Below are 13373 nucleotides of genomic sequence, written 5' to 3'. Positions count from 1 at the left end.
TTCCCTTTTATCGGCTTACCAGTAATCTCCCTAATACTTCTCGCTCCTCTCGACTTAAGCCTTCCGCCGACTCTTTTTCTAATAACTGCTCAATACGACTTTCTCTCGCTTGCGCATTCAATCGCTCCAAAGCGTCTGAAAATTCGGCACGAACCCCTTCCTCGGGAACCATCACATCCAAAAAAACCAGTTGCTTCACGACTTTCTCGCTGTTTCGTCCGCGAAACAATTCTAAAAGCATGGAAAGATTTTTCGGATATTCGCTCGAAATCAGATCGACAACCTCCTTAAACAACTCTTTGCCGGGAAAGTTCAAACTCTCCCAATCAAGCTCTTTTTGCTCGACAACCTCGATTAATTCGGGATTTTGCAACAGCAATGAGATTGCCACCCTTGCAGGAGATAAACGCTTTTTATCCCTATGGACAGCAGCCTTGGGCACCCTTGAGAGTGTAGCCGTATTTTCTAAAACGTCCAGTTTATTGAAACCCGATAAACCCTGAAGTCTTTGATACATCATCTCCCTGAATACGCCGACCGGCAATTGCTCTAAATACTTTTTCGAACGGCTAATCAACTGCGCACGCCCCTCCATCGACTCCAGCGACAATTCGTCTTGAACTCGACCGAAAAAATATTCGGATAGCGTTGCAGCCGAAGCAATACCTCGCTCGAATGCGGCAACACCTTCCTCCCTAATCAACGAATCGGGATCCTGCCCTTCGGGCAACAGCATAATTTTTACCTGCCGACCATCTTTCAGACAGGGAAAAGTTGCCTCCATCGCACGCCAAGCCGCCTCTTTTCCGGCTTTGTCGCCATCGAAACAAAACACTAATTCCGAACTGAAACGGAACAATAATTCCATATGCGCCTTGGACGTTGACGTACCTAAAGTCGCAACGGCATAGCCAATACCGAACTGAGCCAAAGCCACCACATCCATATAGCCCTCGACTACCAGAATCCGCTCCGGCCTTGAATGGGTTTGCAGTAATTCATAAAGCCCGTAAACTTCATTACCTTTAGAAAATATGGGCGTTTCCGGTGAATTCAAGTATTTCGGCAAAGAATCATCCAGCACTCTTGCACCGAAACCCACGACGCGCCCACGCTTATCGCGGATAGGGAACATGACTCTACCGCGGAAGCGATCATATCCGCCCCCGCCCTCCTTGCTAACCAGCAAACCGGCTTTAGTAAGCGCCTCAAAATTGAAACGAGAAGCCAATGTATTCCAGCCTTCAGGCGCATAACCCAATTGATACGCCTTAGCGATTGCACCGCTAACACCACGACGCTTTAAATAATCGATCGCCTTCTTGCCGTCTCCGCTCACTAATTGTTCAGCATAAAATGCGGCCACCTGATCCATCAAGTCGTAGAGCGGGCCGACATCGCTCCGGGAGCTTCCTACCGGCACTACAATTGACTCGCGCGGCACCGAAACACCGACAAATGCAGCCAGATCTTCGACCGCCTCGACAAAATCCAAATGGCTAAAATCCATCAAGAAGCTGATGGCATTGCCGCTGGCGCCGCAACCAAAACAATAAAAGAACTGTTTTTTACGATTAACCGAAAAACTAGGCGTTTTTTCTGTGTGAAACGGACAGCGCGCTACAAAGTTGCTACCCGTTTTTTTTAAAGGAACGTGCGAGTCGATTAAATCAACGATGTCAACTCGCAGTAGGAGATCATTAATAAAGTCTCGAGGGATTCTACCGGACATAGATTACCCGGAACTCAAACTTTAATAGACGAATCGGACTATCACCCTGCTAAAACGGCTTTAATTTTTGCACTAACGATCGACATATCGGCGCGGCCTTGCATTTTATTCCTCAGCAACCCCATCACTTTACCCATATCTTTAACCGATTCGGCACCGGATTGCTCAACCGCTTCGGCAACCATTTGATCGATTTCCTGCTCGGTTAGTGCCTGCGGCAGATAGTCCTGAATCACCAAAATCTCGGCTTCTTCGACCTCGGCCAAATCCATGCGGTTTGCCCCTGAGTACTGCCTAATCGACTCTCGTCGCTGCTTGACCATTTTATCGAGCACGGCAATGATCTGATCATTATCGAGTTCGATACGCTCATCGACCTCGAGCTGTTTGATGGCCGCCATGATTAAACGTATCACGGCAAGTCTCGCTTTATCGCCGCCCTTCATGGCGGCTTTCATATCTTCCTTGATACGGTCTTTTAATAATTCCATACCAATATCAATTCCGGTCGAATTATAATTGCGGACGACCGCGGCGCAGATTTTTCAACGCATAACGTTCGCGAGCCAATTTTTTTAAATGACGCTTGATCGCCGCCGCACCTTTTCTTTTACGTTCGGCAGTGGGTTTTTCATAGAATTCACGACGTCTGACTTCGGACAGAACACCGGCTTTCTCGCAAGCACGCTTAAAACGGCGAATAGCAATATCGAATGGTTCGTTTTCTTTAACTTTTACTGACGGCATTATTAATGATCCAACTGTGTTAATATTTAAAAATCGAGGGACGATAGTCCCTATATAAAAATGAACTCGTTATTATACGCCCTCTTAGCATTTTTTCAAAAATCCATGTACGTTTTAGGCTTAGAAACTTCCTGCGATGAAACCGGAGTCGCCATTTATCATTCCGAAAAAGGTCTCATCAACCATTTGCTCTACAGTCAAATCGACATGCACAGCGAATACGGCGGCGTCGTTCCCGAACTGGCCTCGCGCGATCATATTCGCAAACTCGTCCCGCTGATCAAACAATGCATGAACGAAGCCGGACTAACGAGCCGAGATATCGGCGGTATTGCCTATACAGCGGGGCCGGGACTAATGGGCGCCTTGCTAGTCGGCGCGGCTACGGCAAACAGCTTAGCTTGGGCTTGGCGCAAACCGGCGATCGCAGTTCATCATATGGAAGGGCACTTACTCGCGCCAATGCTGGAAAACAATCCGCCGTCATTTCCATTTCTAGCCCTGTTGATTTCGGGAGGTCATACGATGCTGGTCGAAGTTAAAGGTATTGGCCGATATCACTTATTAGGAGAATCGCTCGACGACGCTGCCGGCGAAGCCTTCGACAAAACCGCCAAAATGCTCGGCCTGGGTTATCCCGGAGGCCCCAAACTATCCGAACTAGCCAAACGCGGTACGCCACGCTTTAAATTCCCAAGGCCGATGACCGACCGACCCGGGCTCGATTTCAGTTTCAGCGGCCTAAAAACTTACACAATGAATGCATTGCACGACACAGCGCAATCCGATCAGGACAAAGCCGACATCGCTTTGGCATTTCAGACCGCCGTTGCCGAAACATTAAGCATCAAATGCAAACGCGCACTACAACAAACCCGATTGGATAAACTGGTCGTGGCCGGCGGCGTCAGCGCTAATTCGGTTATTCGTCAATCTTTGACGGAAATGGCCGACAAAGAACAAGCCCTAATTTATTTTCCACGACCTGAATTTTGCACGGATAACGGCGCAATGATTGCGTATGCCGGTTGCCAGCGCTTGATAGCCGATCAACACCAGGGAAGCGTTATATTGGCACGCGCACGCTGGCCGATTGAAGAACTGCCGCCGGTTTAACTGACTACTTTTTATACTTAAAATATAGTTCGACTTTGTTGAAGGTGCGGGGCGTATCTGTCGAGGACCGCCGCTGCCGACATCCTCGTAAAACTCCCCCGAACTGCTAACTGCTAACTGCTAACTGCTAACTGCTAACTGCTAACTAAAATTATAAGCCATCGAACTATCCCCGCTTAATTTAGCTCTCCTCGCCGGCCAATAGCCTTTGTATGTTACTTTTATGACGCCACAATAATAATACGGTCATCAACACACAAGACCCGACCAGACCTGGACTCTCGACAATATACCATGCATACGCGGACGATAAGCTCGATGCAATCAAAGCCGATAAAGACGAAATCTTGGAAATTTTATAAATTAATAGCCAAGTTGCAATGACCGCGAAGCCTAATGCCCATGAAAAACCCAGCAATACACCAACCGATGTCGCGACCCCTTTACCGCCTTTGAATCCAAAAAAAACCGGATACAAATGCCCAAGAAATGCCGCCAACCCGATCAAGGCCAACGCATCGACAGGCATGCCCAGTATTTTTGCCAAATACACCGGCAATAAGCCCTTCAACATATCGCCTAACAACGTAATGCCGGCCGCTTTTTTTCCGCCGATTCTCATCACATTCGTCGCTCCGGGATTTCCGGACCCCTGCTCACGAGGATCAGGCAAGCCCATAATTCGACAAACAATAATCGCACTCGAAACCGAACCTGCCAAATACGCGAACAGCACAAACAACCCTTCAAGCATTATTTCACCTATCAACATAGAACTATATTTCCCCCAATATTCAATAAATTTGATGATATTTACGGTTAATTGCTATAAATTTGCCTTATATCATTCTTATATCGATAATAACTCAACGACATAATAAACGGAAAACTCAATGGACATCATTTTTTTAGGTGGTCTGGAAATCGAAACGATCATTGGCATCTATGACTGGGAAAGAACCCAAAAACAAACCGTAGTGCTAGATATCCAAATGGCCTTCGATATTAGCAAAGCAGCCGAGACCGACGATATCAAGCATGCCCTCGACTATAAATCCGTTTCCAAACGCATTATCTCGTTTGTCGAAGCGAGCGAATTTTTTCTAGTCGAAAAATTAATCGAAGAAATTGCTAAACTGATACAAAGCGAATTTCATGTACCATGGGTAAAAATCGTATTAAACAAAAAAGGCGCCATTCGCGGAGCCAGCGATGTCGGCATTATCATCGAACGAGGTGAAAAATAAATCATGGCGCGATGCTACATCAGCATAGGCAGCAATATCGACCGGGAAACCAATATTCCTTCAAGCCTACGTGCGCTCAAAAATCATTTCGGCGAACTGATCATTTCCAGCACTTACGAATCGGAAGCGGTCGGCTTCAGCGGCGATAATTTTTATAACCTCGTTGTGGGGTTCGACACCGATATCGATGTCAAAAACGTAGCCAAGATACTCAAACAAATCGAACTAGAGCATGGCAGGGTTCGCGACAGTAAAAAATTTTCCGCGCGAACACTAGATCTTGATTTACTGCTATACGATGATCTAATTATCGAAGATGGTCGATTACAAATACCGCGTAAGGAAATCGAACAATACGCCTTCGTCCTTGAACCGCTCGCAGAAATTGCTCCGGACAGCAAACATCCGATTAGCCGATTATCTTATAAAGAATTATGGAAAAATCTAGATAAAAGCAATCTCAAACAAGCGCGCATTCTGCCTAATTGGCCTCTTAGAAACAGAGATGGAATAAATTAAGGATTTCATGATAAGTAACGTCCTGGATCTATGCGCTTTGTTGGGGGTCGGTAACTCGCTTGGCAGGACGCCGTGAACCCAGCACCTAAATTATCCAAGACAATTAACCATAGGCTAATAGACTATGAAATTTAGGTACTATACCTTTCGCACTTCAAATTTCGGCAGTGCCTGAGGCGCCGCCAGGGGTGTGCGGCAAAGGCTTTGCCAGCATAGAACTGGCATAGAGCCTACAGGGATGTATTCACGGCGTCCTTTGACGGACACTCTCTGGCGCCGAATTTTGATCTGCGATGGGTATAACTGTTTGTGCAACGCAGAAGGCCTATGGGGTGCCAAATCTATTAAAGCACGCCCCTTAATTAAGGACCTATATTTTTAACTTCGTTATTCTTTATTAAAATTTAGGCTATACTTTTTTTCTATATGCTATTCAAATTTACGCGATAAAAAATCGAATCGATTAGTTTTTTTCATACCTACCTAATATCCCAATATAGTTCATTATCAATCGCTATAAATTTACGATGACCTCGTCCTCGTCCCCTTCACCCACAAACCGCGAACTCGATAAATCTCTCGAGTCGTTTAGCGCAGATTTACATCGATTGGCGAAACAACAATTGCAAGAACACGCAGGCGCAAGGACCTTCAAGATTTATCATCAACAACAAGCTTTTTGGATTAAACAGAGCCAGATTGCTCACCGTAGCATTTGGCATTGGCTAGGAACCGTTGTCGCGATACTGAGCCGCAACCCCTTGCTAAAGTCCACCGTCGCAACAGGAGGGCCCGAGGCATTGAAAGCCGAGGCTAGCCGCTTGAGAAAGCTTGCTGCTTTAGGCATTAGCGTTCCTCAAATCGTTGCCGAAGGCAAGGGCTGGTTCATGCTTAATGATATCGGCCGCCCATTGACGGGCTGGATTAGAGACTCCAAAGTTTCTAGGGAACAAAAATGCACAATCGTCAAAAAGGCCTCCGAACAATTGGCCTTGCTTCACAGTCAAGGGCTCTGGCACGGCCGCCCCGCTTTCAGAGACATGGCTTACGATGGTCAATCCTTCGGTTTTTTAGATTTCGAAGAAGATCCGAGCAGCATACTGACTCCGGATCAATGCATGATGCGCGATGCCTTGCTTTATTTCCATAGCTTACATCGATACCTAGCCGATGATCGAACCATGATCCTAGAAGCAATCGAATCCTACCGACAGCTGGCGCCTAATTCGACTTGGCGCAATACCCTTTCCTTCGCAAGACAAGTTTGGCTGATTTACGGACTGCTTGCTTTGCTGCACCGTTATTTAGGAAAGGATGCAAAATACGCTTACCAAACCCTCAAAACCCTAAGAAACTACGGCAACTAAAGACGATTCCCCAAATGCGTTCGCTGAAGGGTTAGCAAAACAATGTTCTCCCTCCATCGACCGCAATGACTTGGCCAGTAATGTAATCTGCGTCCTTGATTAAAAACCGTACTGCACGAGCAATATCCTCGGGCGCGCCGTTGCGTTTCAGCGCAATCCGTTCGACAATTTCTTGTTTAACCGCTTCCGACATATCCTGCTCCGGCCATAAAATTGCACCGGGCGACACTGCGTTGACCCTGATGTCCGGGCCTAGCTCCTTGGCCATAACGCGGGTCATCGCCACTAAGCCGGCCTTGGCTATACTATATACCGGATAACCTTTGAGTCCCCGTTCCGCATGAATATCGGTAATATTCACGACACAACCCCGCCTTGCCGAAAGCTCCTTGATTAAGGCTTGAGTTAAAAAAAACGGCGCTTTGAGATTACTGCCGATCAACTCATCCCAGTCATGCTCGGAAACTTGGCCGATTCCGGTCGGATAAAACGAAGACGCATTATTGACCAAGGCATCGATACCGCCCCAGGCCGTTTTCGCATAATCGGCCAACAATAACAATTCAGCCTTTACCGCCAAATCCGCCTTAATTGTCTGTGCCGAGTCGAGTCGAATGTCGTTCAACAAATCGCACAACTGCCGAGCACTACTCTCCGATGATCTATAATGCAACAAGATATTAAACCCGCTTTCATGCAACAACTTCGCGCAGGCCGCGCCAATACGCTTGGCGCCACCGGTAATCAATACATTTTTGCGCACGAACACCCCTTCTCGCTTATGAATAAAACCATACTACTCATCGGATTTTACTTATTAATTAACGCTTGTAGCGAATCGCCACCCACTCTTCCCGAGCTGCCCGAAAATGCAGTCATTCTCGCATTCGGCGATAGCTTGACTTATGGCACCGGCGCGTCTGACGGTGCCGACTATCCTCGCGTATTATCCAAATTGATAGCCCGCGAAGTCATCAACGAAGGCCTCCCTGGAGAAACCAGCCAATCGGGGGCACAACGCTTGCCGGCCTTACTCGACGAATATCGCCCGGATTTGTTGATATTGATTCACGGCGGCAACGACATGCTAAGGAAAATTCCTACCCAGGAAACCATTGACCATCTCAACTCGATGATCGCAGAAGCACAGCGACGCAAAATCAGCGTGATTATGATGGGCGTCCCTAAGCCCGCCTTATTTTTGTTGGATAGTGCGGAATTTTATCGCACCATAGCCGAGCAACATGCCATTCCGGCAGACCTGAATACGCTGCCTGAATTACTCGGCAGTACCGAATTCAAATCGGACCCGGTTCATCTGAATCCTGCCGGCTACAGAAAGCTCGCTGAAAAAATTCGAGATTTATTGATTAAAACAGGCGCGTTGGCGCCAGCCTAAAACTGAACGAAACAATTGAAAATTATCAATCTTTGTCGCTATCGTTAAAACTCTGCAATTGACCCGATAACGCCTCAGCGGGCTTACGCACAAATAATCGGGAAAACAGCAAACCGAGTTCGAACAAAAGCCACATCGGAATAGCCAACAAGGTCTGAGATATTGCATCCGGGGGCGTCAAAAACATTCCGATGATAAAAGCACCGACAATCACATAAGGGCGTTTTTCAGCCAAGGCTTTCGGGGTAATCAGGCCGGTCCAGACCAAAACAATCGTAAAAATCGGCACCTCGAACGCCAAGCCAAAGGCAAAAAACAAGGTCAACACAAAATCCAGATATTTGGCGATATCGGTCATTACCGCGACGCCGGTCGGCGCGGCTGCGGTCAGGAAGCCGAAGATCAAAGGAAACACAACGAAATAAGCAAACACTACGCCCAGATAGAACAGAAACGTACTTGCAATCAAGAGCGGCAAAATCATGCGACGCTCGTTTCTATAGAGCCCCGGAGCGACAAAAGCCCAAAATTGATACAGAATGATCGGTACCGCAATAAAAACCGACAGTACCAAAGCTAACTTGAAGGGTGTAAAAAAGGGCGATGCGACATCAATCGCGATCATCGTGCTGTTTTCCGGCAAGTGGGCAAGTAACGGCCCCGCCAGAAAACTATAGATTTCATTAGCATAAGAAGCTAAACCGAGGAATACGACTAAAACCGATAAAACGACCTTTAATAGACGATTTCTCAGTTCAATTAGATGGGAAATAAAAGGCTGTTCTTGCGTTTCGTCGAAGTTATCGCGGCTCATAGGATTTACTTAGGTTTACTTTGTTCTTCCGAAGCCGATTCAATGCTGGATTGAATCGAGTGTGCCGCTTCCTTGGTTTCATCCAAGGTTTTATGTATCTCATCGAACGCCGATTGCTCTTTCAGCACTTGACGAATTTCCTCGGCTTGTAATTCCTGCTTGATTTCTGCTTTCACCGAGGCAACGGTATTACGCAATTTACCCACCCAAAACCCGGCAATCCGGGCGGCTTTCGGCAGCCTCTCCGGCCCGATGACCAATAAGCTGACCAAGCCGATCAGAATTAATTCCCAAAAACCGACATCGAACATAATTTAAACTTTGTCCTGCTCCGACGGCGCTTTTTCTTTTGACTTTTCGGTGTCGTCCTCGGCCAGTTGCTTACTTTCCTCGCCGTCTTTTACCGCCGAACGAAAACTTTTGATCGCCCCGCCCAAATCCGAACCGATATTGCGCAAGCGCTTGGTACCGAACAAAACAATCACGATCACCAAAATAATCAACAATTGCGTGACACTCATGCCCATTTTTAACTCCGGTTGTATTAGTGAATAGCGAATGATAGATGGTGAATAGTAAATGGAAAATCGTAAATTGAGTTCGTACTTTAGCTTTTGTGTTTATACATCGGGCTATTCAGCAGCATAAGCTTAAACGAAGGACACAATGAACCCGCTAATAGACATGGCTTTCCGCCATCCATTGACCCTTCTCTATTTCCCCCGGCTCGCTTTTTCCTCGAGTCCGGACAGCCCGAAACGGCGTTGCAGTTCGCGCAACACATCGTCAGGCCCTAATCCTTGATGCGCCAACATCACCATGCTGTGAAACCAAAGATCGGCCGTTTCGTAAACGATTTTTTCTTTATTGCCATCCTTCGCGGCCATGACCGTCTCGGTCGCTTCCTCGCCGATCTTCTTTAAAATACTATCCAAACCTTTCGCATACAGGCTTGCGACGTAAGACTTGTCGGCCGACTCCTCTTTACGTTGCTCCAGAATTGTAGCCAGTTCTTGCAATACTTGATTCATTTTTTATAGATCGTTTGAGGGTCTTTCAAAACCGGTTCGACTGCTTGCCATTGTTCGTCTTTCAAGGTTCGATAAAAACAGCTTTCACGGCCGGTATGACAAGCGATTCCGCCCTGCTGTTCAATTTTCAGCAAAATAACATCTTCATCGCAATCCAGATAAACCCCGAGCACTTTTTGCCGATGACCCGATTCCTCGCCTTTGCGCCATAATCGGTTACGGGAACGCGACCAATACACCGCATAGCCTTCGCTGACCGTCAACGCCAGCGATTCGCGGTTCATCCAGGCAAACATCATCACCTTGCCGCTATCGGCTTGCTGCGCAATAACAGGAACTAAGCCGTCACTGGTCCAGCGAATTTCATCAAGCCATCTTTCACTCATGACAAGCGCACCTCGATACCTTTTCCGGCCATGTGCTCCTTGGCCTGCTGCACGGTATATTCGGCAAAATGAAAAATACTCGCGGCCAAGACCGCATCGGCCTTGCCTTCGAGAATGCCGTCAGCCAAGTGATCCAAATTACCGACTCCGCCGGAAGCAATCACCGGCACGGCCACAGCCTCGCTGACCGCGCGAGTCAAAGCCAAATCGAAACCTTCGCGCGTTCCGTCCCTATCCATGCTGGTCAATAATATTTCGCCGGCACCGTAATCGGTCATTTTTTTTGCCCACTCGACCGCATCGATACCGGTCGGCTTGCGGCCGCCATGAGTAAATATTTCCCAGCGATCGGGTTGCCCCGCTTCACTAACTTTTTTGGCGTCGATCGCGACGACGATACACTGCGAGCCGAATCGCAAAGCCGCTTCGCGAACAAACTCGGGGTTACTTACCGCCGCACTATTGATACCGACTTTATCGGCGCCGGCATTCAACATGCGCCGGATATCTTCGAGCGTTCTGATACCTCCGCCGACCGTCAACGGAATAAAAACCTCACCGGCCACTTGTTCGACCACATGCACGATCGTATCGCGATCATGATGCGTCGCAGTAATATCAAGAAAAGTCAGTTCGTCCGCGCCTTCTCGGTCATAGCGCCTGGCGATTTCGACCGGATCGCCGGCATCGCGGATATCGACGAATTTTACACCCTTGACGACGCGCCCGTTATCGACATCCAAGCAAGGAATGATGCGTTTAGCCAGACTCATAAATCAATCGCCGAAAGACTCGGCCAATTTCGCAGCTTCGGCAAAATCCAACGTTCCTTCATAGATTGCACGCCCTGTGATCGCACCGACAATACCATCGCCTACATGCTTGCCGAGCGCTCTGATATCGTCCAAGTTGGTTATACCGCCCGAGGCGATCACCGGAATTCGGATCGAACGGGCCAATTCGGCGGTCGCCTCGACATTGACGCCGCTCATCATGCCATCGCGTGAAATATCGGTGTAAATGATCGCTTCGACACCGTCTGCCTCAAATTTCTGCGCCATATCGATGACATCATGATGGGAAAGTTTTGACCAACCGTCGATGGCCACTTTACCGTTTTTGGCATCGAGTCCGACGATGATATGCCCCGGAAATTCGATTGCGACATCTTTGATAAAGTGCGGCTCGCTGACCGCTTTAGTCCCGATGATGACATATTGCACACCGGCTTCGAGATACGCTTGAATCGTATCCTCGTCGCGAATACCGCCGCCGATTTGTACCGGTATATCCGGATAGGCTTCGACAATACTCCGGATAATCGCAGCATTTTTCGGTTTACCTGCAAACGCACCATCCAAGTCCACCAAGTGAATACGCTTCGCACCGGCTTCGACCCATTTCCCGGCAACACTCACCGGATCGTCCGAAAACACCGTATCATCATCCATATTGCCCTGCCGCAAACGGACACATTTTCCTTCTTTCAAATCGATTGCAGGTATCAACAACATAAGATCAACATCCTCAAGATTTTAATGCCGGATTAACCGGACGCCCTATCAATTAACGTTAAATTGCCCATCCCACTGCAAAAAGTTTTTCAACAGCTGTAAGCCGGCTGATTGACTTTTTTCAGGGTGAAATTGCACGGCAAAAATATTTGCCTTTGCCAATGCACAGGCAAATGGCTTCGGATAATCCGAAGTACCGGATACGACTGATTCATCCTCGGGAACGGCATAATAACTATGCACAAAATAAAATCGGCTGCCCGGCTCGATATTTTGCCAAAGCGGATGCGGCTGTTGCTTAACCCGATTCCAACCCATGTGGGGAATTTTCAGCCGTTCGCCGTTTTTATCCTGAAGATTATCCGAAAAGCGCTGCACGTGGCCCGGAATGATATTCAAACACATTGTCGCATCGCTTTCCTCACTATCGGTTAATAAGGCCTGCATGCCTAGACAAATACCGAGCATCGGTTTTTCTTGCGCGGCAGTCTTGATCGCCGAAGCAAGACCTGAAGCATTGAGCGCTTGCATGCAATCGCCGATCGCCCCAACGCCGGGGAAAACGACTCGATCGGCCCGCAAAACAGATTCGATATCGGATACGACCCTGACTTCGGTACGAGGGTCCGCATGTTGCAAAGCTTTAGCAATGGAATGCAGATTGCCCATTCCATAATCGATAACTGCGACTGATGACATAGTGAGGGTAGGGTTACAAAGTTCCTTTGGTTGACGGCATCATTCCGGCCATTCGCGGATCTTGCGCGACCGCCATGCGTAGCGCGCGACCCATCGCTTTGAATATGGTTTCGGCAATATGATGCGCATTGGAACCTTTAAGGTTATCGATGTGCAAGGTTACGCCAGCGTGGTTGACAAAGCCTTGAAAAAACTCGCGGAATAAATCGACATCGAAGCGGCCTATTGCGCCTCTAGGAAATTTGACATCGTACACCAATCCCGGACGACCTGAAAAGTCGATTACGACGCGAGATAAGGCTTCATCGAGCGGCACATAAGCATGACCGTAGCGATACAGACCCTTTTTATCGCCGACCGCTTGGGCAAAGGCTTGACCGAGTGTAATACCGATGTCTTCGACAGTATGATGATCGTCGATATGCAAATCGCCTTGAGCGGTAACATCGAGATCGATCAAACCATGCCGCGCAATTTGATCCATCATGTGTTCGAGAAAAGGCACGCCGGTCGAAAAAACCGCGGCTCCGGTTCCATCCAGATTAATTGCGACTGCTATTTGTGTTTCGAGTGTGTTGCGCTCGATTCGCGCGCTTCGTGAGGTCATAAAGACTGCATTGTTAATAATTAGCGGACTTATTCTACTATGAAAAAAATCAATTATGCAGCGATTCGCTGCTAAATTAAGGCTAATCTTATTTTGTAAGCCTAAACGTACATAAATTTCAGCTTTGACTGACTTCTTTTTTAGTCATTTTACGGCACAATAAGCCGTCGCCAAAACATGGGAGTTAGGGATAGC

19 protein-coding genes are annotated in these 13373 nt (G+C 47.8%); 5 read left to right on the top strand and 14 right to left on the bottom strand.

The window, feature by feature from the left end; translation table 11 throughout:
* Nucleotides 1-7: 7 nt before the first annotated feature.
* From dnaG to rpsU, 3 genes are read right to left on the bottom strand one after another with little or no spacing between them, the layout of a single operon-like run.
* Complete coding sequence (gene dnaG, locus MEALZ_RS00460; protein ID WP_014146613.1) at nt 8-1732, bottom strand: DNA primase; 1725 nt, start codon at nt 1730-1732, stop codon at nt 8-10.
* A 41-nt stretch (nt 1733-1773) separates the two neighbouring features.
* The gene (locus MEALZ_RS00455; protein WP_014146612.1) at nt 1774-2223 is read right to left on the bottom strand and encodes a GatB/YqeY domain-containing protein; all 450 of its coding nucleotides are present in this window, start codon (nt 2221-2223) and stop codon (nt 1774-1776) included.
* A 22-nt stretch (nt 2224-2245) separates the two neighbouring features.
* Complete coding sequence (rpsU, locus tag MEALZ_RS00450) at nt 2246-2479, bottom strand: 30S ribosomal protein S21 (protein WP_014146611.1); 234 nt, start codon at nt 2477-2479, stop codon at nt 2246-2248.
* 105 nt (nt 2480-2584) lie between these two features.
* Here rpsU and tsaD point away from each other — a divergent pair, with 105 nt between their 5' ends.
* Complete coding sequence (gene tsaD / locus MEALZ_RS00445; protein WP_046060912.1) at nt 2585-3595, top strand: tRNA (adenosine(37)-N6)-threonylcarbamoyltransferase complex transferase subunit TsaD; 1011 nt, start codon at nt 2585-2587, stop codon at nt 3593-3595.
* Between the two features lie 181 nt (nt 3596-3776).
* On the opposite strand, the gene plsY is transcribed toward tsaD, so the two are convergent.
* On the bottom strand, nt 3777-4352 hold the full coding sequence (gene plsY, locus MEALZ_RS00440) for a glycerol-3-phosphate 1-O-acyltransferase PlsY (protein ID WP_198482337.1): 576 nt from the start codon (nt 4350-4352) through the stop codon (nt 3777-3779).
* Nucleotides 4353-4488: 136 nt separating this feature from the next.
* Between plsY and folB the strand changes: the two genes are divergently transcribed.
* From folB to MEALZ_RS00425, 3 genes are all read left to right on the top strand, one after another.
* Nucleotides 4489-4842, top strand: a complete 354-nt coding sequence (gene folB / locus MEALZ_RS00435) for a dihydroneopterin aldolase (RefSeq protein WP_014146608.1) — start codon at nt 4489-4491, stop codon at nt 4840-4842.
* Between the two features lie 3 nt (nt 4843-4845).
* Nucleotides 4846-5361 (top strand): 2-amino-4-hydroxy-6-hydroxymethyldihydropteridine diphosphokinase, encoded by a 516-nt coding sequence (folK, locus tag MEALZ_RS00430; RefSeq protein WP_014146607.1) that lies wholly within the window; start codon nt 4846-4848, stop codon nt 5359-5361.
* Nucleotides 5362-5888: 527 nt separating this feature from the next.
* Entirely contained in the window at nt 5889-6728 is an 840-nt protein-coding gene (locus MEALZ_RS00425; RefSeq protein ID WP_014146606.1) for a BUD32 family EKC/KEOPS complex subunit, read from the top strand.
* Nucleotides 6729-6759: 31 nt separating this feature from the next.
* Here the strand turns inward: MEALZ_RS00425 and MEALZ_RS00420 are convergent, their stop codons facing one another.
* Nucleotides 6760-7497, bottom strand: a complete 738-nt coding sequence (locus MEALZ_RS00420) for a pteridine reductase (RefSeq protein ID WP_084685210.1) — start codon at nt 7495-7497, stop codon at nt 6760-6762.
* A 12-nt stretch (nt 7498-7509) separates the two neighbouring features.
* Between MEALZ_RS00420 and MEALZ_RS00415 the strand changes: the two genes are divergently transcribed.
* Nucleotides 7510-8127: a GDSL-type esterase/lipase family protein gene (locus tag MEALZ_RS00415; RefSeq protein WP_014146604.1), complete on the top strand. Its 618-nt coding sequence runs from the start codon at nt 7510-7512 to the stop codon at nt 8125-8127.
* 25 nt (nt 8128-8152) lie between these two features.
* On the opposite strand, the gene tatC is transcribed toward MEALZ_RS00415, so the two are convergent.
* The 9 genes from tatC to hisB form a co-directional block, all read right to left on the bottom strand.
* Nucleotides 8153-8941 (bottom strand): twin-arginine translocase subunit TatC, encoded by a 789-nt coding sequence (gene tatC / locus MEALZ_RS00410; RefSeq protein WP_014146603.1) that lies wholly within the window; start codon nt 8939-8941, stop codon nt 8153-8155.
* Nucleotides 8942-8946: 5 nt separating this feature from the next.
* The gene (tatB, locus tag MEALZ_RS00405; protein WP_014146602.1) at nt 8947-9252 is read right to left on the bottom strand and encodes a Sec-independent protein translocase protein TatB; all 306 of its coding nucleotides are present in this window, start codon (nt 9250-9252) and stop codon (nt 8947-8949) included.
* Nucleotides 9253-9255: 3 nt separating this feature from the next.
* On the bottom strand, nt 9256-9468 hold the full coding sequence (gene tatA / locus MEALZ_RS00400) for a twin-arginine translocase TatA/TatE family subunit (protein ID WP_014146601.1): 213 nt from the start codon (nt 9466-9468) through the stop codon (nt 9256-9258).
* Nucleotides 9469-9654: 186 nt separating this feature from the next.
* Complete coding sequence (locus MEALZ_RS00395) at nt 9655-9972, bottom strand: phosphoribosyl-ATP diphosphatase (RefSeq protein WP_014146600.1); 318 nt, start codon at nt 9970-9972, stop codon at nt 9655-9657.
* On the bottom strand, nt 9969-10358 hold the full coding sequence (gene hisI, locus MEALZ_RS00390) for a phosphoribosyl-AMP cyclohydrolase (RefSeq protein WP_014146599.1): 390 nt from the start codon (nt 10356-10358) through the stop codon (nt 9969-9971). Before hisI ends, MEALZ_RS00395 begins: the two co-directional genes overlap by 4 nt.
* Entirely contained in the window at nt 10355-11131 is a 777-nt protein-coding gene (hisF, locus tag MEALZ_RS00385; protein WP_014146598.1) for an imidazole glycerol phosphate synthase subunit HisF, read from the bottom strand. The genes hisI and hisF overlap by 4 nt, the downstream gene beginning before the upstream one ends.
* A 3-nt stretch (nt 11132-11134) precedes the next feature.
* Entirely contained in the window at nt 11135-11872 is a 738-nt protein-coding gene (hisA, locus tag MEALZ_RS00380) for a 1-(5-phosphoribosyl)-5-[(5-phosphoribosylamino)methylideneamino]imidazole-4-carboxamide isomerase (protein WP_014146597.1), read from the bottom strand.
* A gap of 48 nt (nt 11873-11920) precedes the next feature.
* Nucleotides 11921-12571: an imidazole glycerol phosphate synthase subunit HisH gene (hisH, locus tag MEALZ_RS00375; RefSeq protein ID WP_014146596.1), complete on the bottom strand. Its 651-nt coding sequence runs from the start codon at nt 12569-12571 to the stop codon at nt 11921-11923.
* Nucleotides 12572-12584: 13 nt separating this feature from the next.
* Complete coding sequence (hisB, locus tag MEALZ_RS00370) at nt 12585-13178, bottom strand: imidazoleglycerol-phosphate dehydratase HisB (protein ID WP_014146595.1); 594 nt, start codon at nt 13176-13178, stop codon at nt 12585-12587.
* Nucleotides 13179-13373: the final 195 nt, after the last annotated feature.

The organism is Methylotuvimicrobium alcaliphilum 20Z (assembly GCF_000968535.2).
Lineage (GTDB): Bacteria > Pseudomonadota > Gammaproteobacteria > Methylococcales > Methylomonadaceae > Methylotuvimicrobium > Methylotuvimicrobium alcaliphilum.
Note: the sequence above shows the minus strand (reverse complement) of the source record. Positions and strands in the feature narration are given on the sequence as shown.

What these genes read in the sequence shown, in the direction of transcription:
- hisA (WP_014146597.1), bottom strand. Translation starts at nt 11,872, where the DNA reads ATGTTGTTGATACCTGCAATCGATTTGAAAGAAGGAAAATGTGTCCGT.
- MEALZ_RS00415 (WP_014146604.1), top strand. Translation starts at nt 7,510, where the DNA reads ATGAATAAAACCATACTACTCATCGGATTTTACTTATTAATTAACGCT.
- folB (WP_014146608.1), top strand. Translation starts at nt 4,489, where the DNA reads ATGGACATCATTTTTTTAGGTGGTCTGGAAATCGAAACGATCATTGGC.
- hisH (WP_014146596.1), bottom strand. Translation starts at nt 12,571, where the DNA reads ATGTCATCAGTCGCAGTTATCGATTATGGAATGGGCAATCTGCATTCC.
- rpsU (WP_014146611.1), bottom strand. Translation starts at nt 2,479, where the DNA reads ATGCCGTCAGTAAAAGTTAAAGAAAACGAACCATTCGATATTGCTATT.
- MEALZ_RS00455 (WP_014146612.1), bottom strand. Translation starts at nt 2,223, where the DNA reads ATGGAATTATTAAAAGACCGTATCAAGGAAGATATGAAAGCCGCCATG.
- hisB (WP_014146595.1), bottom strand. Translation starts at nt 13,178, where the DNA reads ATGACCTCACGAAGCGCGCGAATCGAGCGCAACACACTCGAAACACAA.
- MEALZ_RS00395 (WP_014146600.1), bottom strand. Translation starts at nt 9,972, where the DNA reads ATGAATCAAGTATTGCAAGAACTGGCTACAATTCTGGAGCAACGTAAA.
- tsaD (WP_046060912.1), top strand. Translation starts at nt 2,585, where the DNA reads ATGTACGTTTTAGGCTTAGAAACTTCCTGCGATGAAACCGGAGTCGCC.
- dnaG (WP_014146613.1), bottom strand. Translation starts at nt 1,732, where the DNA reads ATGTCCGGTAGAATCCCTCGAGACTTTATTAATGATCTCCTACTGCGA.
- hisI (WP_014146599.1), bottom strand. Translation starts at nt 10,358, where the DNA reads ATGAGTGAAAGATGGCTTGATGAAATTCGCTGGACCAGTGACGGCTTA.
- hisF (WP_014146598.1), bottom strand. Translation starts at nt 11,131, where the DNA reads ATGAGTCTGGCTAAACGCATCATTCCTTGCTTGGATGTCGATAACGGG.
- tatA (WP_014146601.1), bottom strand. Translation starts at nt 9,468, where the DNA reads ATGGGCATGAGTGTCACGCAATTGTTGATTATTTTGGTGATCGTGATT.
- folK (WP_014146607.1), top strand. Translation starts at nt 4,846, where the DNA reads ATGGCGCGATGCTACATCAGCATAGGCAGCAATATCGACCGGGAAACC.
- tatB (WP_014146602.1), bottom strand. Translation starts at nt 9,252, where the DNA reads ATGTTCGATGTCGGTTTTTGGGAATTAATTCTGATCGGCTTGGTCAGC.
- MEALZ_RS00425 (WP_014146606.1), top strand. Translation starts at nt 5,889, where the DNA reads ATGACCTCGTCCTCGTCCCCTTCACCCACAAACCGCGAACTCGATAAA.
- tatC (WP_014146603.1), bottom strand. Translation starts at nt 8,941, where the DNA reads ATGAGCCGCGATAACTTCGACGAAACGCAAGAACAGCCTTTTATTTCC.